The organism is Klebsiella sp. JN_Kp126, from assembly GCF_033843325.1.
Classification (GTDB): Bacteria; Pseudomonadota; Gammaproteobacteria; order Enterobacterales; family Enterobacteriaceae; genus Klebsiella; species Klebsiella michiganensis.
Map to the genome: position 1 here is coordinate 35769 of NZ_JAWXQV010000049.1, position 21345 is coordinate 57113.

Annotated in this window: 20 protein-coding genes and 1 pseudogene; 11 read left to right on the forward strand and 10 right to left on the reverse strand. The window is 55.5% G+C overall.

Going from position 1 to position 21345, the window contains the following annotated elements:
- Nucleotides 1-35 precede the first annotated feature (35 nt).
- Nucleotides 36-1223 carry a knotted carbamoyltransferase YgeW gene (gene ygeW / locus SIK97_RS08245; RefSeq protein ID WP_057174093.1) on the reverse strand — a complete coding sequence of 396 codons (1188 nt, stop codon included), beginning with the start codon at nt 1221-1223 and terminating at the stop codon, nt 36-38.
- Between the two features lie 490 nt (nt 1224-1713).
- Between ygeW and SIK97_RS08250 the strand changes: the two genes are divergently transcribed.
- Together SIK97_RS08250 and SIK97_RS08255 are read left to right on the forward strand one after the other, a co-directional pair.
- Complete coding sequence (locus tag SIK97_RS08250) at nt 1714-3498, forward strand: sigma-54 interaction domain-containing protein (protein ID WP_057174094.1); 1785 nt, start codon at nt 1714-1716, stop codon at nt 3496-3498.
- A 339-nt stretch (nt 3499-3837) separates the two neighbouring features.
- Nucleotides 3838-4008 (forward strand): hypothetical protein, encoded by a 171-nt coding sequence (locus SIK97_RS08255; RefSeq protein WP_004900141.1) that lies wholly within the window; start codon nt 3838-3840, stop codon nt 4006-4008.
- Here the strand turns inward: SIK97_RS08255 and SIK97_RS08260 are convergent.
- From SIK97_RS08260 to pth, 4 genes and pseudogenes are all read right to left on the reverse strand, one after another.
- On the reverse strand, nt 4005-4622 hold the full coding sequence (locus SIK97_RS08260; RefSeq protein WP_014229759.1) for a Fic/DOC family protein: 618 nt from the start codon (nt 4620-4622) through the stop codon (nt 4005-4007). The two genes, SIK97_RS08255 and SIK97_RS08260, sit on opposite strands and share 4 nt — an antisense overlap.
- A 168-nt stretch (nt 4623-4790) precedes the next feature.
- Nucleotides 4791-5798, reverse strand: a pseudogene (locus SIK97_RS08265) (tyrosine-type recombinase/integrase).
- Nucleotides 5799-5873: 75 nt separating this feature from the next.
- Nucleotides 5874-6968, reverse strand: a complete 1095-nt coding sequence (ychF, locus tag SIK97_RS08270) for a redox-regulated ATPase YchF (protein WP_032749933.1) — start codon at nt 6966-6968, stop codon at nt 5874-5876.
- Nucleotides 6969-7085: 117 nt separating this feature from the next.
- Nucleotides 7086-7670 carry an aminoacyl-tRNA hydrolase gene (gene pth / locus SIK97_RS08275; protein WP_032749932.1) on the reverse strand — a complete coding sequence of 195 codons (585 nt, stop codon included), beginning with the start codon at nt 7668-7670 and terminating at the stop codon, nt 7086-7088.
- A 272-nt stretch (nt 7671-7942) separates the two neighbouring features.
- Here pth and ychH point away from each other — a divergent pair, with 272 nt between their 5' ends.
- Together ychH and SIK97_RS08285 are read left to right on the forward strand one after the other, a co-directional pair.
- Nucleotides 7943-8218 (forward strand): stress-induced protein YchH, encoded by a 276-nt coding sequence (gene ychH, locus SIK97_RS08280; protein WP_004103160.1) that lies wholly within the window; start codon nt 7943-7945, stop codon nt 8216-8218.
- Between the two features lie 209 nt (nt 8219-8427).
- Entirely contained in the window at nt 8428-9474 is a 1047-nt protein-coding gene (locus tag SIK97_RS08285; RefSeq protein ID WP_069684224.1) for a MerR family transcriptional regulator, read from the forward strand.
- Here SIK97_RS08285 and dauA read toward each other — a convergent pair whose 3' ends face one another.
- From dauA to lolB, 4 genes are all read right to left on the reverse strand, one after another.
- Nucleotides 9475-11154 carry a C4-dicarboxylic acid transporter DauA gene (gene dauA / locus SIK97_RS08290; protein ID WP_014229756.1) on the reverse strand — a complete coding sequence of 560 codons (1680 nt, stop codon included), beginning with the start codon at nt 11152-11154 and terminating at the stop codon, nt 9475-9477.
- A 249-nt stretch (nt 11155-11403) separates the two neighbouring features.
- Complete coding sequence (gene prs / locus SIK97_RS08295) at nt 11404-12351, reverse strand: ribose-phosphate diphosphokinase (RefSeq protein ID WP_004103157.1); 948 nt, start codon at nt 12349-12351, stop codon at nt 11404-11406.
- A 182-nt stretch (nt 12352-12533) separates the two neighbouring features.
- On the reverse strand, nt 12534-13382 hold the full coding sequence (gene ispE, locus SIK97_RS08300; RefSeq protein ID WP_009651969.1) for a 4-(cytidine 5'-diphospho)-2-C-methyl-D-erythritol kinase: 849 nt from the start codon (nt 13380-13382) through the stop codon (nt 12534-12536).
- Nucleotides 13382-13993 (reverse strand): lipoprotein insertase outer membrane protein LolB, encoded by a 612-nt coding sequence (gene lolB / locus SIK97_RS08305; protein WP_004851888.1) that lies wholly within the window; start codon nt 13991-13993, stop codon nt 13382-13384. The genes ispE and lolB overlap by 1 nt, the downstream gene beginning before the upstream one ends.
- A gap of 273 nt (nt 13994-14266) precedes the next feature.
- On the opposite strand from lolB, the gene hemA reads away from it, so the two are divergent.
- Genes hemA through kdsA form a run of 6 tightly spaced genes read left to right on the forward strand, consistent with a single transcriptional unit; the run spans nt 14267 to nt 19586 of the window.
- Nucleotides 14267-15523: a glutamyl-tRNA reductase gene (gene hemA / locus SIK97_RS08310; protein ID WP_004851885.1), complete on the forward strand. Its 1257-nt coding sequence runs from the start codon at nt 14267-14269 to the stop codon at nt 15521-15523.
- A gap of 42 nt (nt 15524-15565) precedes the next feature.
- Complete coding sequence (prfA, locus tag SIK97_RS08315; RefSeq protein WP_004851884.1) at nt 15566-16648, forward strand: peptide chain release factor 1; 1083 nt, start codon at nt 15566-15568, stop codon at nt 16646-16648.
- Nucleotides 16648-17487 carry a peptide chain release factor N(5)-glutamine methyltransferase gene (gene prmC, locus SIK97_RS08320; RefSeq protein WP_057173984.1) on the forward strand — a complete coding sequence of 280 codons (840 nt, stop codon included), beginning with the start codon at nt 16648-16650 and terminating at the stop codon, nt 17485-17487. Before prfA ends, prmC begins: the two co-directional genes overlap by 1 nt.
- Nucleotides 17484-17876 carry an invasion regulator SirB2 gene (sirB2, locus tag SIK97_RS08325; protein WP_004851880.1) on the forward strand — a complete coding sequence of 131 codons (393 nt, stop codon included), beginning with the start codon at nt 17484-17486 and terminating at the stop codon, nt 17874-17876. Before prmC ends, sirB2 begins: the two co-directional genes overlap by 4 nt.
- A 3-nt stretch (nt 17877-17879) precedes the next feature.
- The gene (gene sirB1, locus SIK97_RS08330) at nt 17880-18692 is read left to right on the forward strand and encodes an invasion regulator SirB1 (protein ID WP_057173985.1); all 813 of its coding nucleotides are present in this window, start codon (nt 17880-17882) and stop codon (nt 18690-18692) included.
- A 39-nt stretch (nt 18693-18731) separates the two neighbouring features.
- Nucleotides 18732-19586, forward strand: coding sequence for a 3-deoxy-8-phosphooctulonate synthase (gene kdsA / locus SIK97_RS08335; RefSeq protein WP_004851877.1), 855 nt, complete (start codon nt 18732-18734; stop codon nt 19584-19586).
- Between the two features lie 87 nt (nt 19587-19673).
- Here the strand turns inward: kdsA and chaA are convergent, their stop codons facing one another.
- The gene (chaA, locus tag SIK97_RS08340) at nt 19674-20774 is read right to left on the reverse strand and encodes a sodium-potassium/proton antiporter ChaA (RefSeq protein WP_004121802.1); all 1101 of its coding nucleotides are present in this window, start codon (nt 20772-20774) and stop codon (nt 19674-19676) included.
- Between the two features lie 265 nt (nt 20775-21039).
- On the opposite strand from chaA, the gene chaB reads away from it, so the two are divergent.
- On the forward strand, nt 21040-21270 hold the full coding sequence (chaB, locus tag SIK97_RS08345; protein ID WP_009651994.1) for a putative cation transport regulator ChaB: 231 nt from the start codon (nt 21040-21042) through the stop codon (nt 21268-21270).
- The last annotated feature ends 75 nt before the right edge of the window (nt 21271-21345 follow it).

Genomic DNA, 21345 nt, shown 5'->3' on the forward strand with positions numbered 1-21345 from the left:
AAGTCGTGGGGCTGGCCCGCAGGCCAGCCTGGGGATTATTTGATGCGTTTCTGCGCTTCCTTGAGCAGCTGCTCCAGCACCTTGCCCGGGTTCGCGTATTTGCGGCAGACGATCATCGCGGCGATGATGTACGGCTTCCAGCTGGCCTCTTTGTAGGTCGGGATCCGGTACTTCTCGAAGACGCCCTCGGTGACTTCGCCCGCGTCGCAGGAGACGCCGGTGATATCCGCCGGCAGGCAGTGCATATACAGCGCTTCACCGTCGCGGGTGTGTTTCATCATCTCTTCCGTACAGTGCCAGTCTTTATGTCCGGCGTTCTGTTCAAGGCAGGCTTTTTCCAGCGCCTTCAGGCCTTCATGGTCATTCGCGCGCAGCAGCTCGGTGCGTTTTTCCATCACCTTGTACGGCGCCCAGGATTTCGGGTAGACGATATCGGCGTCTTTAAAGGCTTCTTCCATGCTGTTTACCTGGCGGAAGCTGCCGCCGGAAGCTTTGGCGTTGTTTTTTGCCACTTCAATAACGTCCGGGATCAGGTCGTAACCTTCCGGGTGGGCGAGGGTGACGTCCATTCCGAAGCGGGTCATCAGGCCGATAATGCCCTGCGGTACCGAGAGCGGTTTGCCATAGCTCGGCGAATAGGCCCAGGTCATAGCGATTTTCTTGCCCTTCAGGTTCTCCAGCGAACCGAAGTGCTCGCGCAGCCAGGCGAGATCGGCCATGGATTGCGTCGGGTGGTCGATATCGCACTGCAGATTGATCAGCGCCGGTCGCTGCGGCAGGACGCCCTGCTTGTGGCCATCATCCAGCGCTTCGCCTACCTCACGCATGTAGGCGTTGCCCGCGCCAAGGAACATGTCATCGCGAATGCCGATGGCGTCGGCGCAGAAGGAGATCATGTTGGCGGTTTCACGGACCGTTTCGCCGTGGGCAATCTGCGATTTCCCCTCATCCAGATCCTGTTGCGCCAGCCCTAACAGATTAAGCGCGGAAGCATAGGAGAAGCGGGTACGGGTTGAGTTATCGCGGAACACGGAAATACCCAATCCGCTGTTGAACACTTTGGTGGCGATATTTTCAGCGCGTAGCGTTTTTAGCGCGGCGGCGACGTCCAGCACCTGTTTCAGCTCATCCGGCGATTGTTCCCAGGTCAGCAGAAAGTCTTTCTCACTGAGATGAGAGTTAAGTTTATTGATATCCTTAATCAGTTCGTTAACAGTTTTCATGTTTCAATCCTGGTCGTGAATGACGGCTTATTGATTGCTGTGCGGTCGGATATGCAGAGTTGCCGAATTAGCGACTGCCAGCGCTGTATTACCACTAACAATAAGCGTGCCAAATCCTCCGGGAGAGGCGGCGGAGAGGATTGAATAGTTAAGATTATGCCAGGTCTGTCACGAATTCAGGCGAGTTATCCCGGGAAGAGAAAGGTGAAATTTTTCCCCCCGCCGTCCATTTCAGCGGGACAGGCGCAGGTTGCCGCCGTAAATAATGCGATTATCATCTTCACATTGCGCCAATATGATAAAAACCGCGGCAAATTTATCATAATGATAAGAAACTGTGATAGCTCTTGCATATTTAAGATAAGGAGGGGGAATTGGCCCTATCTATATCAACGCGGGTGGCTAAAAGGAGTGGTATCATTCCCCGCAGATAAATAAAGCCGCTTCGCTTGACGCCGAACAGGTGAGCAATAATAGAAGGCCGATAGACATGATACCGTCCAAAGCACCCTCCATTTTAATGCAGATTCAGCCTACAATTCAAAAGTTTGCAAGGATGTTATCCAGCGTACTACAGTTGGAGGTTGAGATTGTCGATAACGAATTATACCGCGTTGCGGGAACCGGGGCTTATAGTAAGCAGATTGGCTATAAATTAAATTCAAATTCACGGCTTCTGCGTTACATTATTGAAACACAGACCGAGAAGGTCGTTACCCACTCCCGCTTCGACCCCCTGTGTAAAGACTGTAACAATAAGGAGAAATGCGAAGAGAAAGCCTTTCTTGGCACGCCGGTGATGTATTACGACCGCTGCGTCGGCGTTATTAGCCTGGTTGCGCTGACGCGCGAGCAGCAGGAACGTATAAATGCGAATATCCAGGAGTTTTCTGATTATGTTCGTCATGTCTCAACCATATTCGTTTCCCGCTTTTTGCAGGAGCGGGCGGTCGGCGACAATATCCATAAAATATTTTTAACCATGATCGAAAATATGGATCAGGGCGTACTGGTCGTGGGCAACGATCAAAGAGTCAAATTTGCCAACCAGGCCGCTTTGAAAATAATGAGCGTCACTCAGGGACAGGTGATTGGTAAGTCCATCCAGTTTCAGCCTTTGACCTTCGAAGATAATTTCAAGCACGGCCATATGCAGCACATTATCTCCTTTGACGATCGCAAGGAGCTCATTATCGGCCAGCTGCACGCGGTGCAGGATCAATGGCTGTTTTTAATGGCCTTTCACCAGTCGCACTCTTCTGGCGATTTCAGCTGCGGGCAGGAAGGGCCGCAAATTGAAGCGATGGTTGGCGAGTGTCGGCCTATGCGGCAGTTGAAAAAACTCATCAGCCGCGTGGCGCCAAGCCCGTCCAGCGTGATGATAGCCGGCGAGAGCGGGACCGGGAAAGAGGTTGTTGCCCGCGCTATCCACAAGCTCAGCGACCGCCACACGAAGCCCTTTATCGCCATTAACTGCGCCGCCATCCCCGAGCAGCTACTGGAGAGTGAACTGTTCGGCTACGTGAAGGGGGCGTTTACCGGCGCATCGGCTAACGGTAAGACTGGCCTGATTCAGGCGGCCAACAGCGGAACGCTGTTTCTTGACGAAATTGGCGATATGCCGCTCACCCTGCAGGCCAAGCTGCTGCGGGCCATCGAATCACGAGAGATTCAGCCGGTAGGCGCCAGCCATCCGGTTCAGGTCGATATCCGCATTATTTCCGCAACCAATCAAAACCTTGACCAGTACATTGCGGAAGGGAAGTTTCGCGAAGATCTCTACTATCGCCTGAACGTCATCCCGCTGCGTCTGCCGCCGCTACGCGAACGCCAGGACGACATTGAGTTACTGATTCACTATTTTCTGCATTTGCATACCGGTCGGCTCAACCTGGTTTACCCCGGCGTCGCGCAGGACGTGATCGATTTCCTTAAGCGCTATCGCTGGCCGGGCAATATTCGCGAACTCAGCAACCTGATGGAGTACCTGGTCAACGTGGTGCCGTCGGGAGAAATCATCGATATGTCGCTGCTGCCGCCGAATCTGTTAAGCAGCGGTGAAGCGGCGAGCCAGGCGACGTCGTCGGCTTCAGCGTCAGCGACACTCACTCAGGAGGAGAACGTGACGGCGCTGGAGGAGATGGAGCGGCAGATGATCCGCGATGCGCTCTCTCGTTACAGTAATAAAAAGCAGGCGGCGGATGAGCTGGGCATCGGCATCGCCACGCTGTATCGCAAAATAAAGAAATATTCGCTGGCGGCGGGTCAGAACTGACGGGAACGGCGGGCAATAAAAAATCCACGCGAGCGCGTGGATTTTGTGGAGGGCATGACGGCGAAGAAATGCTTAGACGTTGAATCGTGATTTGATATTTATTGAATTGATATTTAATGTTTTTATTTTTGATTTTTATTTTCATACTCATGTCTGTACTCACTTTAGTTGATGCTGCTATCTGAGGCTAGTTACCACTGACCCTGACCCAAATTCAGTGCAGTGCTAAATCAGAGCTAGATGGCCCCTTGATGACGTCGGGCTACAGATGATGTGAAGTCGTGTCGAAACCTTGATATAATGAGTACAGATTACACATTCGATAGCTGAGGAATCGCGATGAGCAATGACAAGAAAACGCAGGTGTATTACGTTAAACCGTCTCGCGCTGACATTGTTCGCTCGGTAGCAACGTCAACCGCCGTTGAGACGGGGCAGTCTTCTGAGAAGATCGAAGCTTCGCTTGAAGCGACGCGCAAAAAGTTCGCCCATCTTCGTCTTGCTGTTTAATCACGTCTTAACGCAGTACCGACCCAATAACACATCGGGCCGTAGTCCATTGACATACCTGCGTGGATAGCCGAAATATATTCGGCTTTGTTTTGCTCCCAGCTTTGATAATCCAGCGGCCTGTGTCCCCCCTGAACCGCCATCACATCAGCTAAAAGTCGTGATAAACGTCCATTGCCTTCCCGGAATGGATGGATGAGTATCAGCTCTACATGGGTTACAGCAATAGCCTCTATGATCTGTTCTTCGCTCATGTTAGTGCATGGTGTATATCGGGCAAGGTATTTAGCGTCGAATTCGTGTATTAGTTTTGGCAACTGTGCAGAGGGCGCGAACATAAAGCCCCCTTTGCTGATATTGACAGTCCTTTCTTGCCCGGCCCACTCATAGATGTTTCCCAGCCAGCGGCGATGCCAGCTTTTCAGCAAAGCAACGGTGATCTGCCCTGCTGGAAACTGCTCTTCAAAAATGCAGTGATAGAGCTTCTCTAACAGCACAAGCTCCGCTTCGTCCATCTCACCAGAATCAGCAATCCCCAGCTTATTTGCCAGAACTTGCTCATCGGAGTTTTTCTCATATTGTCCTTCACTGCCAGAGACACGGTATCGGCTCATGGGAACATCCTGCGCTAATGGGTGCTAAGAAATTATAACGCTGGGTGAGGAGAGTAACAATGGTCGTATAATCAGATAGTTACAAAATTGTAGGCTGAAATATAGTTTTTATAATCTGATGGGAAATTATCGTTAATAATCAGCATTAACAGACCAATACATCATGGTTTACGAAACATCAATAGTGCTGCGCGCGCTTCCTACCCATTCTTCAAGTTTATTTGCCCAGTCCTGCATCATAACCTTTCGCTCATCAAGATAAGTTGCATGGTTGTATGTGCGACGAACATTGTTGGTATCAGCGTGCGCAAGTTGGGCCTCAATAGCATCAGGTCGATAGCCCATCTCGTTTAAACGGGTACTTCCTGTGGTTCGGGTTGCATGTGGGCTATATGTACCACTCCAGCCGAGGCTTTTACGTAGCTGGCGCAGCGAGTGCGATGTCATTGGACCTAACGGATTATCCCTGCCCGGGAAAAGGTGCTGCCGATGCCCGGTTAATCCCTGTAGTGTTCTGAGCATTTTGATAGCTTGTGAGGGGAGGGGAATAACGTGTTCTCTGCGGGCTTTCATTCGCGCTGCCGGAATTGTCCACAGGGCGTTATCAAGATCGAATTCTGTCCATTCTGCTTCGGTGGCTTCTGCAGGACGCGTCAATGTCCACCACATAAGCCACATACAATAGTTAACCTGGTACGAGCCACGACTATTATCAAAACAGTTTAATAACTTTCCGATTTGCTAAGGATTCAGTGCTTGTTTGTGCTGTATCTTATTGGCCGGAAGGGCCTTGCGCACAGGCCGTACAGGATCGCTATCAGCTCTAAGCGTTGCAACTGCTAACTCAAAAACTGATGAAACGGTGTGGCGAGCTTCAGCGGCAACTGTCGGTGCTCCTCGTTTAGCAGTTTCTTGAAGAATTCTAAGGATGTGGTGTGGAGTGACCTCTCTGATTGGGAGCTTACCTATTGCGGGGAAAACCACACGTTCAAGCATATCCAGTCGGCGCGTTTTGGTAATTTCGGCCCAGTCTTTCATCTGCAACCACTCTTTAGCGATCAGCTTAAAGGTGTTGGATACGTCGTTGACCTTGCGGATCTTATCTAACTGGCGAGCCTGTGTCGGGCTAACTCCATCTGCGACTTGCTTACGCGCTTGCTGAAATGAAAAATCCACGCAATTGCGTGGATTTTGTGGTTTTTTTCGATGTTCATGAGGTTCAATGAAACCTCATGAGACAACAAATTTTATTTAGACGTTGAACAGGAAGTTCATCACATCGCCATCTTTCACGATGTAGTCTTTACCTTCAGCGCGCATTTTCCCGGCTTCTTTGGCACCCTGTTCGCCTTTATAGGTAATAAAGTCTTCATAGGCGATGGTCTGCGCGCGGATAAAGCCTTTTTCAAAGTCGGTGTGGATTTTACCCGCGGCCTGCGGGGCAGTGGCGCCGACGGGGATAGTCCAGGCGCGCACTTCCTTCACCCCTGCGGTAAAGTAGGTCTGCAGGTTCAGCAGCTCGTAGCCGGCGCGGATAACGCGGTTCAGGCCCGGCTCTTCGAGACCCAGCTCGGCCATAAACTCATCGCGGTCGGCATCGTCCAGCTCGGCGATATCGGACTCAACGGCGGCGCAAACGGCGACCACCACAGAACCTTCGGCGGCGGCAATTTCGCGAACTTGATCGAGATAAGGGTTGTTCTCAAAGCCGTCTTCGTTGACGTTGGCGATATACATGGTCGGCTTCAGGGTCAGGAAGCTCAGGTATTTAATCGCCGCTTTGTCTTCTTCGGTCAGGTTCTTCAGCGAACGCAGCATGCCGGCGTTCTCAAGGTGCGGCAGGCATTTTTCCAGCGCCGCCAGCTCGGCTTTCGCGTCTTTATCGCCGCCTTTGGCTTTCTTCTGCACGCGGTGGATAGCGCGCTCGCAGGTGTCCAGGTCGGAGAGCGCCAGCTCGGTGTTGATAACGTCAATATCGTCAGCCGGATCCACTTTATTGTTAACGTGGATGATGTTGTCGTTTTCGAAGCAGCGCACTACGTGACCGATAGCTTCGGTTTCGCGGATGTTGGTCAGGAACTGGTTGCCCAGGCCTTCACCTTTCGACGCGCCTTTAACGAGGCCTGCGATATCAACGAATTCCATCGTGGTCGGCAGAATACGCTGTGGTTTGACGATTTCAGCCAGTTTGTCCAGACGCGGATCGGGCATCGGCACGACACCGGTGTTCGGCTCAATGGTACAGAAGGGGAAGTTGGCCGCTTCAATACCCGCTTTAGTGAGCGCATTGAACAGGGTGGATTTGCCGACGTTGGGCAAACCGACGATACCGCATTTGAATCCCATGATTTAAATCACCTTAATCTTTGGATAATCAACCTGTTACAGTGAACAGATTGCAGAAAAGTAAATAGCTTCGCCTATTATACACGGTGCGTGACAAAAATTCCGCACGCCGACCGGTTATTGCGCTTTAAAAGCGTGTAAACGGTTGGTCGCCTTGGTCAGGCCATCCTTCAGCCACACCTCGGTGCAGCGTACTGCTTCGTCAACGGCCTCATCAATCAGCTTCTGTTCGCTGGCGGGCGGCTTGCCCAGCACAAAACCGACAACTTTATTTTTATCGCCCGGATGGCCGATTCCCACGCGTAAGCGGTGAAAGTTCGGGTTATTGCCCAGCTTGCTGATGATGTCTTTCAGGCCATTATGGCCGCCGTGGCCGCCGCCCAGCTTGAACTTAGCCACGCCTGGCGGTAGGTCGAGCTCATCGTGGGCGACCAGGATTTCGTCCGGGTTGATGCGAAAGAAGGTTGCCATCGCGCCGACGGCTTTGCCGCTCAGGTTCATAAAGGTGGTCGGCACCAGCAGGCGGACATCTTCGCCGGCAAGGTTAATCCGCGAGGTGTAGCCGAAGAATTTGCTCTCTTCGCGCAGCGGCGCGCGGTGGCGTTCAGCCAGTAAATCCACGTACCAGGCGCCGGCGTTATGTCGGGTCGCTGCATATTCAGCGCCGGGGTTCGCCAGGCCGACAATTAATTTTATGCTCACTTTTTTATCCTGCTTGGATCGTTCTCTGGCGCGTAGTGTACTGTCTGCGCGCGCGGTTGACAAAATTCTGCCAGCGAAACGCACCCGCCACAGATAATCACGGATTTGAATAATTAGAATTTGATGTTGTTCAGTGGGTTATTTGTAAACTTTTGTTGGCAAGATGTTCGCTTCTGTGATCGTCCACGCAATCGCTATATTGGCCATTGTCTATACTACACCTATAAGATTTGGGGATATTCCCATGCAACCCAAGGTTCCGGAGGTGACATATGAAACGCAGAAACGCTTCGTTACTCGGTAATGTGCTGATGGGGTTGGGGTTGGTCGTCATGGTTGTCGGCGTTGGTTATTCTATTTTAAACCAGCTTCCGCAGCTTGACCTGCCGCAGTTTTTCGCACACGGCGCGATCTTGAGTATCTTTGTCGGCGCGGTACTGTGGCTGGCTGGCGCCCGTATCGGCGGTCATGAACAGGTTAGCGACAGATACTGGTGGGTACGCCACTACGATAAACGCTGCCGCCGCGATCAGCATCGCCACAGCTGAGTGAATTCCAGACCGCCAGCCGTTGTGAACGGCTGGTGCGTTTTCATGCCGCCCGTTCAGGCTGCCCGCCTGTTGGTGTCTCAAATCCTCCTTTCTCTCTTCGTCTTTCTTCGGCACCGCCTGCCTAATACAATTCCTGTACAGAACGCTTGACCCTGACGTCACGTCAGGCAGCAGAGTGGCGCCACTGGTAAACGAAAGGAGCAGTCATGTTAATTCAGGTGGGTGAACTGGCAAAGCGCGCCGGCATAACCGTCCGCACGCTACATCACTATGAACAAACGGGACTGCTGACGCCTTCGGCCAGAAGCGCGGCGGGTTACCGGCTCTATAATCTGGCGGCCGTTCAGCGACTGCATATGATCAAAGCGCTGGCGCAGGCCGGGCTGGAACTCGCCACTATCAAGGACTATCTCGACCGGGACGCCTTCTCGCTGTCCGACCTGTTGGTCAAGCAGATCGCCACCCTCGACCGGCAGCTGCAAACCCTCTCCACGCTGCGCCAGCGCCTGGCGCTGCTGCGTGAAGAGCTGGACAGCGGAGACGAGCCCGACCTGGAGTCCTGGCTACAAACGCTGGAGCTGATGAAAATGTACGATCGCTGGTTTAGTCAACAGGAATTACAGGTGCTGCCGTTCGCAGAACAGGATGCGCAGCGTAACCAGATATGGCTGGAGCTGGTGGGTGAAGCGCAGCAGCTTATGGGCGAACGCTGTCCGGCCGATGAGCCTCGGGCGATTGCGCTGGCCACCCGCTGGATGGCGCAGCTGGAGCAGGATACCGCCGGCAGGCCGGAGTTTCTGACTCGCCTGAATGAGATGCACGCCGCCGAACCGCAGATGCGCGAGCAAACCGGGGTGACGCCGGAGATGATTGATTTCATTACCCGTGCTTTTGCCGAAAGCAAGCTGGCCATCTGGGCGCGCTATCTGAACGCCGAAGAGCTGGCTTTTACACGGCAGCACTATTTCGATCGCCTGATGGAGTGGCCGGCGCTGGTGGCCGAGCTGCATCGGGCCTGTCGTGAGAAGCGGGAGCCTGCCTCCGCGGAAGGTCAGCAGCTGGCGCAGCGCTGGCTGACGCTGTTCCAGTCTTACGCGGGAAAGGATCTGCACACGCAGCAGAAGTTTCGTTATGCCATGGAGCGGGAGCCGCATTTGATGAAGGGAACGTGGATGACGCCGGAGGTGCTTGGCTGGCTTCAGCAGGCGATTGGCGTAATGATGCGGCAGGCGCCGGGGCCTGCCGCCGGGTAATTAAATATCCGCCAGCGCGGCGCTGCGGTCCGGGTAGAAGCTCAGGCGGCCCGGAATCGGCTTAACGCCTGCCCGCGCCAGGGTACGCAGGGGCTGAAATTCCAGGTTCGACACGCGTAGCTCACAGCCTTCCGGCAGCTTATTCACGAAGCGCTGGAAGGCATCCAGCCCGCCGGCATCCAGCACCGGCACCGCATCCCACTTCAGCACGACGATACGCTTGCCAGCAATCCGCGTTTCCAGATCGGTAAACAACCCTTCCGCGGCGGCGAAAAACAGCGGACCAATGACGCGCAGCACCAGTACGTCATCGGGAACCTCAACGTTGACCGGCGCGAGGCGGGTCATCCGCGCGATCCGGCGCATAAACAGCAGGGAAGCCAGCACAATACCGACGCTAATAGCGATGACCATATCAAACAGGACGGTCAGCGACATACACATCAGCATGACGATAATGTCGTCTTTTGGCGCATAGCGCAGCAGGTTAACGACCTTGTGCGCTTCGCTCATATTCCATGCCACCATCAGCAGCAGCGCCGCCATCGCGGAAAGCGGCAGCCAGGAGAGCAGAGGGGCAAGCACCAGCAGCGCCATGATCACCAGCAGCGCGTGGATCACGGCGGAAACCGGCGAGGTCGCCCCGGCGCGAACGTTGGCCGCCGAGCGGGCGATAGCGGCGGTGGCGGTAATGCCGCCGAAGAACGGCGCGACGATATTGCCGAGCCCCTGGCCAATCAGCTCGCTATTGGCCTTGTGTTTGGTGCCGGTCATGCCGTCCAGCACCACGGCGCACAGCAGGGACTCAATCGCCCCGAGCATGGCCATGGAAAACGCCGCCGGCAGCAGCGCCTGCAGCGAGGACCAGCTGAGGGTGAAGTCTGAACCGGGCATATCCCACGGCAGCACCAGCTGCGGCAGCAGCTGCGGAATACCGTTGCCCTGGCTGCCGTCGGCGAGAATATAGTGGAACTGAGAGCCGATGGTGGCGACGTGCCCGCCAAGCAGGTTGACCACGCCCATCACCGCGCAGCCCGCCAGCAGGGCCGGCAGGTGGCCCGGCAGACGAATCCCCAGACGCGGCCAGATAATCAGCGTGCCCAGCGTGACAACGCCGATGGCGGCATCGCCGGGGTTAATGGTCGGCAGCGCCATCGCCAGCGCGCCGACTTTCTGCAGATAATGTTCAGGCACGTGGGCCATCTGCAGACCGAGAAAATCTTTAATTTGCATGGTACCGATGGTGATACCGATCCCGGAGGTGAAGCCGAGGGTGACCGATAGCGGAATATACTCAATCAGGCGGCCAAAGCGCGCCAGGCCGAAAAGAATCAGGAAGATCCCCGACATCAAGGTGGCGACCAGCAGCCCGGCGAGCCCGAACTGCTGCGAGACCGGGTAGAGGATCACCACGAAAGCGGCGGTTGGCCCGGACACGCTGAAGCGCGAGCCGCCGGTTAACGCAATTACGATCCCCGCCACCGCGGAGGTATAGAGACCGTACTGCGGCGCCACACCGCTGCCAATTGCCAGCGCCATCGCCAGCGGGATAGCGATAATCCCGACGGTAATTCCGGCAATCACATCACGAGTAAACCGCGAAGCGGTATATTTTTCTTTCCAACAAGCGTCGATGAGGGCGCGGAAAGGCATCACATGTGAGGAAAATAATCTGTTCACAATAATGTTTCATCCATGAGCGCATCATCTGTCAACTAAATGGCAGGTGAAGGAGGCATCGGTCATTTCCACGTCATCCTTCGGGATGCCTCTGTGTTGGCTGCGTTCATTTACCCCGGTCTCGTACTGCCTGTACGCTGCCGGAGATTCATTCACTTGCCGCCTTGACGCATGCCGAATGATTTTGTGGAGAATAAAAGGTTCAGAGACAAAAAAACCCGCCGCAGCGGGTTTTTGAGCCGGGCTCGATTAATGTTCGAACATAGCAGAGATAGATTCTTCGTTGCTGATACGACGAATCGCTTCGGCCAGCATACCAGACAGCGTCAGAGTACGTACCTTTTCCAGCGCTTTGATTTCCGGCGTCAGCGGAATAGTATCGCAGACGACAAATTCGTCAATCACAGAGTTTTTGATGTTCTGGATGGCGTTGCCGGAGAAGATCGGGTGCGTGGCGTAGGCGAATACGCGTTTCGCGCCGCGCTCTTTCAGCGCTTCCGCAGCTTTACACAGGGTACCGCCGGTATCGATCATATCGTCAACCATTACGCAGTCACGGCCGGCGACGTCACCGATGATGTGCATCACCTGAGAAACGTTAGCGCGCGGACGGCGTTTGTCGATGATAGCCATATCGGTATCGTTCAGCAGCTTGGCGATAGCGCGAGCGCGAACCACGCCGCCGATGTCCGGAGAAACCACGATAGGGTTATCCAGGTTCAGCTGCAGCATATCTTCCAGCAGGATCGGGCTGCCGAATACGTTATCCACCGGAACGTCAAAGAAGCCCTGAATTTGTTCTGCGTGCAGGTCAACGGTCAGAACGCGGTCAACGCCGACGCTGGACAGGAAGTCAGCAACCACTTTCGCGGTGATAGGCACACGAGCAGAACGAACACGACGGTCCTGGCGAGCATAACCGAAGTAGGGGATAACAGCGGTGATACGACCTGCCGAAGCACGACGCAGAGCATCAACCATAACAACCAGTTCCATCAGGTTGTCGTTGGTGGGAGCACAAGTGGACTGGATGATGAAAATATCACCACCGCGTACGTTTTCATTGATTTGTACGCTGACTTCGCCGTCGCTAAAACGACCTACAGCGGCGTCGCCAAGAGAAGTGTACAGGCGGTTGGCAATACGTTGTGCTAGTTCCGGGGTGGCGTTACCAGCAAAAAGCTTCATATCAGGCACGAGAAGAACCTCAGGCATGCGTCCAGTGGTGGATGAAATGGGCCAAAAACGGTGCGGGTGGGCACGATTTCATCCAGGCGGTGTATTTAAAGAGCCCGATGCAACGTCTGGAACAGGGTGACGTTGTCACCGTAACTCAGTTTCCCCGGCGTTTTCACCAAATTTGCTATAATGAGCAGAACTTAGCGCAGCGCCTGCTTGAGCGGAGAGATATTAACACCTCGCGCTACGAAGCCATGCAGCCATGCCGGGGCTTTTTCAAGCACCTGACGAGCGGCGGATTCAGTGTCAAATTCAGCAAACACACATGCACCGGTGCCAGTCAGGCGCGACGGCGCATATTCTAACAGCCAGGAAAGCGCTGCATCAACCTCACGAAAACGTTTTCTTGCGATAACCTCGCAATCATTGCCGAATTTACATTTTAATAACGTATTAATTGACCTTGACGGGGTATTGCGCGGTAGTTCCGGATCGCGAAAAATGATCGGCGTGGGAATGCTCACTCCCGGATGGGCCACCAGATACCATTTTTCCTCCGGTTCGGCCGGGGTGAGAATTTCCCCGACGCCTTCGGCAAAGGCCGCATGGCCGCGCACGAACACCGGCACGTCGGCGCCCAGCTGCAGACCCAACGCCGCCAGCTCATCTTCCGAGAGATGGCAGCCCCATAAGTGATTCAGCGCCACCAGTACGGTCGCGGCGTTGGACGAACCGCCGCCGAGGCCGCCGCCCATCGGAAGAACCTTGTCGATGCTGATATCGGCGCCGCTGCCCGCAGGAAGCTTCCCGGCCTGGGCTGCGGCCTGCATTAAAAGCCTGGCCGCGCGAATAATCAGGTTCTCTTCATCCGGCACGCCGTCAACCGGCGTCAGCAGACGCAGCTGGCCATCGTCGCGCGGTTCAATCGTCAGCGTGTCGCCATAATCCAGAAACTGAAACAGCGTCTGCAGGGTGTGGTAACCGTCGGCGCGCTGCCCGGTAATATACAAAAACAGATTCAGCTTTGCGGGAGAAGGCCAGCGGGTCATCATTTCACAATCCAGTTATCCATTTTCAGCTTGATGCGCTGACTGCCGTCGTTAAGCTCCATATTGGCCGGTAGCGAAGGTTTGGTGTCCGAGGTGTAGCCACCGTAGGTGACGTGCCAGGTTTTGCCGTTTTGCGTGTAGTTCAGCTCGCGCAGGCGGTACTGGTCGTCAAGCGAGTAGTCGGTGGCCTCGCCCGGCAGGCCAATAATCCACTGGCGCAGGCTGTTGAGCGGAATCGGCATGCCGGTCAGGCGGCCAATCATCTCTTCGGCGTCGGTCGCCGTGTAGGTCTGGCCTTTATTGTCAATCAGCTGCACGCTGCCCGGCTGGGCGGTTAACGACAGCTCGGTGCTGCCGAGGGGGTTAGTCAGCAGCAGGCGGTAGCGGTCCTGGCCGGTTTGCTGCCAGAAGAAGCGGGCATAGACTTTTTGCTCATCAGAAAGATAAGCAAAAGCGCCGCGCGTCTGGAACTGATTAAGATTGCGGACATCTTGCTGGTGCTGACGCCACTGTGGAGAATCCGGGCTTTTACCCGGCCCTTTCGGAGCATTAATCGCACAGGCGGTCAGAACGAGGCTTGCCAGCGGCAACAGGCGGAACAGTCGATTCATAATGATGACAAATCCTTGATGTCTACAGTGAAATGCGGCGAATGGGAGAAACAGGCGGCCGATTTGTGTAGCGGGTTACAATTATAACCATTAATGCTAGCGTTGCCGGACGGTAGCGTCTACGTTCAAGTTGTCTGAAATCAAAAAATTACCGTTAATGGCTATTACAGATTAGCTATTACTCCAAAAGGGGAGCCTCTCTTTTATTGATTACGCGCATCCTGTATGATGCCTGCAGACTAACCTTAGCAACGCTGGTACTACTCCCTCACAATGACGCTTTTAGCTCTTGGCATTAACCACAAAACAGCTCCTGTAGCGCTGCGAGAACGCGTAACGTTTTCGCCGGATACGCTCGATCAGGCGCTGGAGAGCTTGCTGGCCCAGCCAATGGTGCAGGGCGGGGTGGTGCTGTCGACCTGTAACCGCACGGAACTCTATCTCAGCGTCGAAGAGCAGGATAACCTTCAGGAAGTGCTTATCCGCTGGCTGTGCGACTACCACGGTTTAAATGAAGACGACCTGCGCAAAAGCCTCTACTGGCATCAGGACAACGAGGCGGTTAGCCATCTGATGCGCGTCGCCAGCGGCCTGGATTCACTGGTGCTGGGCGAGCCGCAGATCCTCGGGCAGGTGAAAAAAGCCTTTGCCGACTCCAGCCGTGGTCACCTGAACGTTAGCGAGCTGGAGCGCATGTTCCAGAAGTCGTTCTCGGTGGCCAAACGCGTGCGTACCGAAACCGATATCGGCGCCAGCGCGGTCTCCGTGGCGTTTGCCGCCTGTACCCTGGCGCGACAAATCTTCGAATCACTCTCCAGCGTGACCGTGCTGCTGGTTGGCGCCGGTGAGACTATCGAGCTGGTGGCCCGCCATCTGCGCGAGCATAAGGTGCGCAAGATGGTGATTGCTAACCGCACCCGCGAGCGCGCTCAGGCGCTGGCCGATGAAGTCGGCGCGGAGGTGATCGCCCTGAGCGACATCGACGAACGGCTAAAAGAAGCGGATATCATTATTAGTTCTACCGCCAGCCCGCTGCCGATTATTGGCAAAGGGATGGTGGAGCGCGCGCTGAAGGCGCGCCGCAATCAGCCGATGCTGCTGGTGGATATCGCCGTTCCGCGCGATGTCGAACCGGAGGTTGGCAAGCTGGCGAACGCCTATCTCTACAGCGTGGACGATCTGCAAAACATCATTCAGCACAATCTGGCGCAGCGTAAAGCCGCGGCGGTGCAGGCGGAAACCATTGTCGAGCAGGAAGCCAGCGAATTTATGGCCTGGCTGCGCGCTCAGAGCGCCAGCGAGACTATCCGCGAATATCGCTCCCAGGCCGAGCAGGTCCGCGAGGAGCTGACGGCAAAAGCGCTGGCTGCGCTCAATCAGGGCGGCGATGCGCAGGAAATCATGCAGGATCTGGCGCGTAAGCTGACTAACCGCCTGATCCACTCGCCAACCAAATCTCTTCAGCAGGCCGCCCGTGACGGGGATGATGAACGCCTGCATATTCTGCGCAACAGCCTCGGGCTGGAATAGCGCACCTTTCTCTCTTTTTTAGGACAGGGTGAATTCACGCCTATGAAGCCTTCTATTGTTGCCAAACTGGAAGCCCTTTACGAACGCCATGAGGAAGTTCAGGCGCTACTCGGCGATGCCGCAACCATCGCCGATCAGGATAAATTTCGCGCATTGTCGCGCGAATACGCACAGCTGAGCGACGTCGCCCGCTGCTACACCGACTGGCGTCAGCTGCAGGATGATATCGAAGCCGCGCAGATGATGCTCGACGACCCGGAAATGCGCGAAATGGCGCAGGAAGAGCTGCGCGAAGCGAAAGAAAAGGGTGAGCAGATGGAGCAGCAGCTGCAGGTTCTGCTGCTGCCAAAAGACCCGGACGACGAGCGTAACGCGTTTGTTGAAGTTCGCGCCGGTACCGGCGGCGATGAAGCGGCGCTGTTCGCGGGGGATCTGTTCCGTATGTACAGCCGTTACGCGGAATCACGCCGCTGGCGCGTGGAAATCATGAGCGCCAACGAAGGCGAGCACGGCGGCTTTAAAGAAGTGATTGCCAAAATCAGCGGCGACGGCGTCTATGGGCGACTGAAGTTCGAATCCGGCGGCCATCGCGTACAGCGCGTACCGGCCACTGAATCCCAGGGGCGTATCCATACCTCCGCCTGCACCGTGGCGGTGATGCCGGAGCTGCCGGAAGCCGAAATGCCGGATATCAACCCGAGCGATCTGCGCATCGATACCTTCCGCTCCTCCGGCGCGGGCGGTCAGCACGTTAACACCACCGACTCGGCGATCCGTATTACCCACCTGCCGACCGGCATCGTCGTCGAGTGTCAGGACGAACGTTCTCAGCACAAAAACAAAGCCAAAGCGCTGTCGGTGCTTGGCGCGCGTATTCGCGCCGCGGAAGTCTCCAGGCGCCAGCAGGCGGAAGCCTCAGAGCGTCGTAACCTGCTGGGCAGCGGCGATCGCAGCGATCGTAACCGCACCTATAACTTTCCGCAGGGCCGCGTGACCGATCACCGCATCAACCTGACGCTTTACCGTCTGGACGAAGCGATGGAAGGCAAGCTGGATATGCTGATTGAGCCGATCGTTCAGGAATATCAGGCCGATCAGCTGGCCGCCCTTTCCGAGCAGGAATGATGACTTTTCAGCAGTGGCTGACGCAGGCCATCGTCCGCCTGAGCCAAAGTGAAAGCCCGCGCCGGGATGCCGAAATCCTGCTGGGTCACGTGACCGGCAGGGCGCGGACCTATATTCTCGCCTTTGGCGAAACGGCGCTGACGGCGGCGCAGGCCGCCGAGCTGGAAACGTTGCTCAGCCGTCGCGCCCTGGGCGAGCCGGTGGCTCATCTGGTGGGCCAGCGCGAATTCTGGTCGCTGCCGCTGTTCGTTTCTCCCGCCACACTGATCCCGCGTCCGGATACCGAATGCCTGGTTGAACAGACGCTGGCGCGGTTATCCGACAAGCCGTGCCGCATTCTCGATCTCGGCACCGGCACCGGCGCCATCGCTCTGGCGCTGGCCAGCGAACGCCCCGATTGCCACGTCACCGCCGTTGACGTAATGCCCGACGCGGTGGCGCTGGCGGCGCGTAACGCTGAACATCTCGCTATCCCTAACGTCAGGATACTGCAAAGCCACTGGTTTAGCGCGCTCGCCGGGCAGCAGTTCGACATCATCGTCAGCAATCCGCCCTATATCGATGAAACCGACCCGCATCTTGCGCAGGGCGATGTGCGCTTTGAGCCGAAAACGGCGCTGGTCGCCGCCGATGGCGGTCTGGCCGATCTGGCGCATATCATCCGCGAAGGCCGCCGCTATCTGGCTGCCGGCGGCGTGATGCTGCTGGAACACGGCTGGACGCAGGGGGAAGCGGTGCGCGCAATCTTTCGCGCGGCGGGTTATGGCAATATTGCCACCTGTCGCGACTACGGAGACAACGAGCGTCTGACGCTCGGGCAATATCAGGGAGGCGTATGAATCTGTTTAACGCGGTACTGTATCTGCATATCGCCTGCGTGGTGGTTTCGGTGAGCCTGTTCGTGCTGCGCTACTGGTGGAGCTGGAGCGGAAACCGTCTGCTCGACCAGCGCTGGGTTCGTATCGCGCCGCACTGTAGCGATACGCTGCTGTTTCTCAGCGGCGCCGGATTAATGGCAATAACGCACTATCTGCCGTTTACCGAAGAGGGTACGTGGCTGACTGAGAAGCTGTTTGGCGTTATCATTTATATCGCATTGGGATTTATCGCGCTGGGCCGTCGTCGCCAGCGCAGTCAGCAGAGCCGGTTTGTCGCCTTTCTGCTGGCCCTGGTGGTGTTGTTTATCATTATTCAACTCGCCATCACAAGAACACCGTTACTGGGGTAAGGCATGAGGTCGTTAGCTGATTTCGAATTTAATAAAGCGCCGTTATGCGACGGCATGGTCCTCATTTCTGAATTAATCCGCGACGATTTTCCGACGCACTATGTGCAGGATGAGCTGGAGCGGCTGCTGGGCCTGGCGCGTGAGGAGATTGCCTCTTCGTGGGACCAGGAGCGCCAGATAGAACGTCTGCTGGAGCTTTTCTATCATGACTGGGGCTTTAGCGATTCGCGCGGCGTTTACCGCCTGTCCGACGTGCTCTGGCTTGATAAAGTCCTGAACAATCGTCAGGGTAGCGCGGTATCGCTAGGCGCAATCCTGCTGTGGATTGCTCAGCGTCTGGCGCTGCCGGTGGTGCCGGTGATTTTTCCGACCCAGATGCTGCTTCGCGCCGACCCTGAAGAGAGCGAAGAGATGTGGCTCATTAATCCATTTAACGGCGAAACGCTCAACGAGCATACGCTGGAAGTGTGGCTGAAGGGCAATATTAGTCCGGTCGCCGAGCTGTTTAACGAAGACCTCGATGAAGCCGACAACGCGGAAGTGATCCGCAAGCTGCTCGACACGCTCAAATCGGCGCTGATGGAAGAGCGGCAGATGGAGCTGGCGTTACGGACCAGCGAAGCGCTGCTGCAGTTCAATCCGGAAGACCCGTACGAAATTCGCGACCGGGGACTGATATACGCCCAGCTGGATTGCGATCACGTGGCGCTGCAGGACCTCAGTTACTTCGTTGAACAGTGCCCGGAGGATCCCATCAGCGAGATGATCCGCGCGCAGATCAACACCATTTCGCACAAACAAATTACATTGCATTAGTCTGAAACCATTCCGGTTACACCCTGATAAGGCGAACTTATGAAACAAAAAGTGGTTAGCATTGGTGATATCAACGTAGCAAACGACCTGCCATTCGTGCTGTTTGGCGGCATGAACGTGCTGGAATCCCGCGATCTGGCGATGCGTATCTGCGAACACTACGTGACCGTCACGCAGAAGCTGGGTATTCCTTATGTGTTCAAAGCCTCTTTTGATAAAGCTAACCGTTCTTCCATCCACTCCTATCGCGGGCCGGGTCTGGAAGAAGGGATGAAGATTTTCCAGGAGCTGAAACAAACGTTCGGCGTGAAAATCATCACCGACGTTCACGAAGCCAGCCAGGCTCAGCCGGTCGCTGACGTGGTGGACGTTATTCAGCTGCCTGCGTTCCTCGCCCGTCAGACCGATCTGGTTGAAGCGATGGCGAAAACCGGCGCGGTGATCAACGTGAAAAAACCGCAGTTCGTGAGCCCGGGCCAGATGGGCAATATCGTCGATAAGTTCATCGAAGGCGGCAACGACAAAGTGATCCTTTGCGATCGCGGCGCGAACTTCGGCTACGATAACCTGGTGGTCGACATGCTGGGCTTTGGCGTGATGAAGAAAGCCTCCAATAACTCACCGGTTATCTTCGACGTTACTCACGCTCTGCAGTGCCGCGACCCGTTTGGCGCCGCTTCCGGCGGACGCCGCGCGCAGGTTGCCGAACTGGCGCGCGCCGGGATGGCGGTGGGTATCGCCGGCCTGTTTATTGAAGCGCACCCGGATCCGGAACACGCGAAATGCGACGGTCCGTCCGCGCTGCCGCTGGATAAACTGGAGCCGTTCCTTAAGCAGATGAAAGCCATCGACGATCTGGTTAAAGGCTTCGATGAGCTGGATACCAGCAAGTAACCGTCGCTGAAATGACAAAAGCCTGCCCGTTGCAAAACCGGCAGGCTTTTTTTATCTCCCCGACAGGCGGACGCCGCCGGGGAAGGTTCAGGCAAAAATGGTCATCAGGTAGGCGGCGAACAGCGCCAGGTGCGCCGCGCCGTTCAGCACGTTGGTACGCCCGGTAGAGAACGATATCTGGCACAGCAGCAGCGAGGCGACCATCACCACCATTTCCGGCGCGCCAAGGCCAAAGCGCAGTTCGTTGCCGGTGAGGAAGGCGATAAGCGTCACCACCGGCACCGTCAGGGAAATGGTGGCCAGCACGGAGCCGAAGAACAGGTTCATCGCCCGCTGGACCTGATTGTTCAGGACCGCTTTCAGCGCGCCAAGGCCTTCCGGAGAGAGGATCAGCAGCGCGACCAGGAAGCCGGTAAAGGCGACGGGGGCATTCATGCTGGTCAGCAGCGTCTCCAGCGGATTGGCGTTCATTTTAGTCACGGCGATAACCGCAACCAGGTGTACCAGCAGCCAGGCGGTGTGCCACTTGCTGCTATGGGCCGACGGTTTGCCGTGATGCGGGTCATCGTCGTCGCCGTCATCCTCGTGTTCGTAAACAAACAGGCTCTGGTGCGTTTTCGTTTGAATCAGCAGGAACACGCCGTACATGGCGGCGGAGATCAGCGCAACCAGCAGTGCCTGGCCGGTGGTGAAATTAGCCCCGGGCAGCGCCATGGGAAAGACCAGGACGATGATCGCCAGCGGAAAGAGGGCGATGAGGTACTGTTTAAGGCCGAACAGATTCATATACTGGGTGGCGAATTTGCGCCCGCCCAACAATAAAGAAAAACCTACCAGCCCGCCGGTAACAATCATGATGATTGAATAAAGCGTATCTCGCATCAGGGTCGGCGCGGCGTCGCCGGTGGCCATTAATGCGGAAATCAGGCTGACTTCGAGAATAACCACTGAAAGGCTTAAAATTAACGAACCATAGGGTTCGCCAAGGCGGTGCGCCAGAACGTCGGCGTGGCGAACAACGCTGAACGCGCTGCTCAGAATCCCGACCAGCGCCAGGATATTAATGGCAACGACCACTGGCAGTGACTGGCTGCTTCCCCAGAAAAACAGCACCGCCAGCGCCAGAACCGGAAAGGCGAGGGTGGTCTCCTTGTGGCGGGTTTTCACCGCCTCATGTGCATCGGTCATGAATTATCTCCAGGTGTGCAGGTGTTATAATTATAGATACTGTAAGTTAATAAAATAACAGACATTGATCGAACTACTTTGTTTTTTTACTTAAATTTACCACTCTGACCATGGAAAAGTGGTAGATTGCCATAAACTGCGGTTACTATCGTTTTGTATTTATTATTCAGATAATTACTAAAACATCTTTCTCATTTATCCATCGCCTTGCCAGCCGGTAAATCGCCTGACAGACTGACTATTCACCCTAAATCTGGAGGTCGCCATGCCCTATAGCAACAAAAGTGAATTACCCGACAGCGTTCAGCACGTTCTGCCTGCGCATGCCCAGGAGATTTACAAAGAGGCCTTTAACAGCGCCTGGGACCAGTATAAGCATAAAGAAGACCGACGTGATGACGCCAGCCGTGAAGAGACGGCGCACAAAGTCGCCTGGGCGGCGGTGAAAAATGAGTACCAAAAAGGCGATGATGATAAGTGGCATAAGAAGAAGTAATCGCTTTTGCTACCTCATGTGCTGCCTGAGCCCTTGCCCGCGGCTCGTTCATTGCTTATTGTCAAATAAAGCTGG

Excerpts from the sequence above, each read along its gene's own strand:
- SIK97_RS08250 (WP_057174094.1), top strand. The coding sequence starts at position 1,714 with ATGATACCGTCCAAAGCACCCTCCATTTTAATGCAGATTCAGCCTACA.
- chaB (WP_009651994.1), top strand. The coding sequence starts at position 21,040 with ATGCCCTATAGCAACAAAAGTGAATTACCCGACAGCGTTCAGCACGTT.
- ychF (WP_032749933.1), bottom strand. The coding sequence starts at position 6,968 with ATGGGATTCAAATGCGGTATCGTCGGTTTGCCCAACGTCGGCAAATCC.
- hemA (WP_004851885.1), top strand. The coding sequence starts at position 14,267 with ATGACGCTTTTAGCTCTTGGCATTAACCACAAAACAGCTCCTGTAGCG.
- chaA (WP_004121802.1), bottom strand. The coding sequence starts at position 20,774 with ATGACCGATGCACATGAGGCGGTGAAAACCCGCCACAAGGAGACCACC.
- SIK97_RS08260 (WP_014229759.1), bottom strand. The coding sequence starts at position 4,622 with ATGAGCCGATACCGTGTCTCTGGCAGTGAAGGACAATATGAGAAAAAC.
- lolB (WP_004851888.1), bottom strand. The coding sequence starts at position 13,993 with ATGAATCGACTGTTCCGCCTGTTGCCGCTGGCAAGCCTCGTTCTGACC.
- sirB1 (WP_057173985.1), top strand. The coding sequence starts at position 17,880 with ATGAGGTCGTTAGCTGATTTCGAATTTAATAAAGCGCCGTTATGCGAC.
- ygeW (WP_057174093.1), bottom strand. The coding sequence starts at position 1,223 with ATGAAAACTGTTAACGAACTGATTAAGGATATCAATAAACTTAACTCT.
- ispE (WP_009651969.1), bottom strand. The coding sequence starts at position 13,382 with ATGACCCGCTGGCCTTCTCCCGCAAAGCTGAATCTGTTTTTGTATATT.
- ychH (WP_004103160.1), top strand. The coding sequence starts at position 7,943 with ATGAAACGCAGAAACGCTTCGTTACTCGGTAATGTGCTGATGGGGTTG.
- kdsA (WP_004851877.1), top strand. The coding sequence starts at position 18,732 with ATGAAACAAAAAGTGGTTAGCATTGGTGATATCAACGTAGCAAACGAC.
- prfA (WP_004851884.1), top strand. The coding sequence starts at position 15,566 with ATGAAGCCTTCTATTGTTGCCAAACTGGAAGCCCTTTACGAACGCCAT.
- SIK97_RS08285 (WP_069684224.1), top strand. The coding sequence starts at position 8,428 with ATGTTAATTCAGGTGGGTGAACTGGCAAAGCGCGCCGGCATAACCGTC.
- SIK97_RS08255 (WP_004900141.1), top strand. The coding sequence starts at position 3,838 with ATGAGCAATGACAAGAAAACGCAGGTGTATTACGTTAAACCGTCTCGC.
- prmC (WP_057173984.1), top strand. The coding sequence starts at position 16,648 with ATGACTTTTCAGCAGTGGCTGACGCAGGCCATCGTCCGCCTGAGCCAA.
- sirB2 (WP_004851880.1), top strand. The coding sequence starts at position 17,484 with ATGAATCTGTTTAACGCGGTACTGTATCTGCATATCGCCTGCGTGGTG.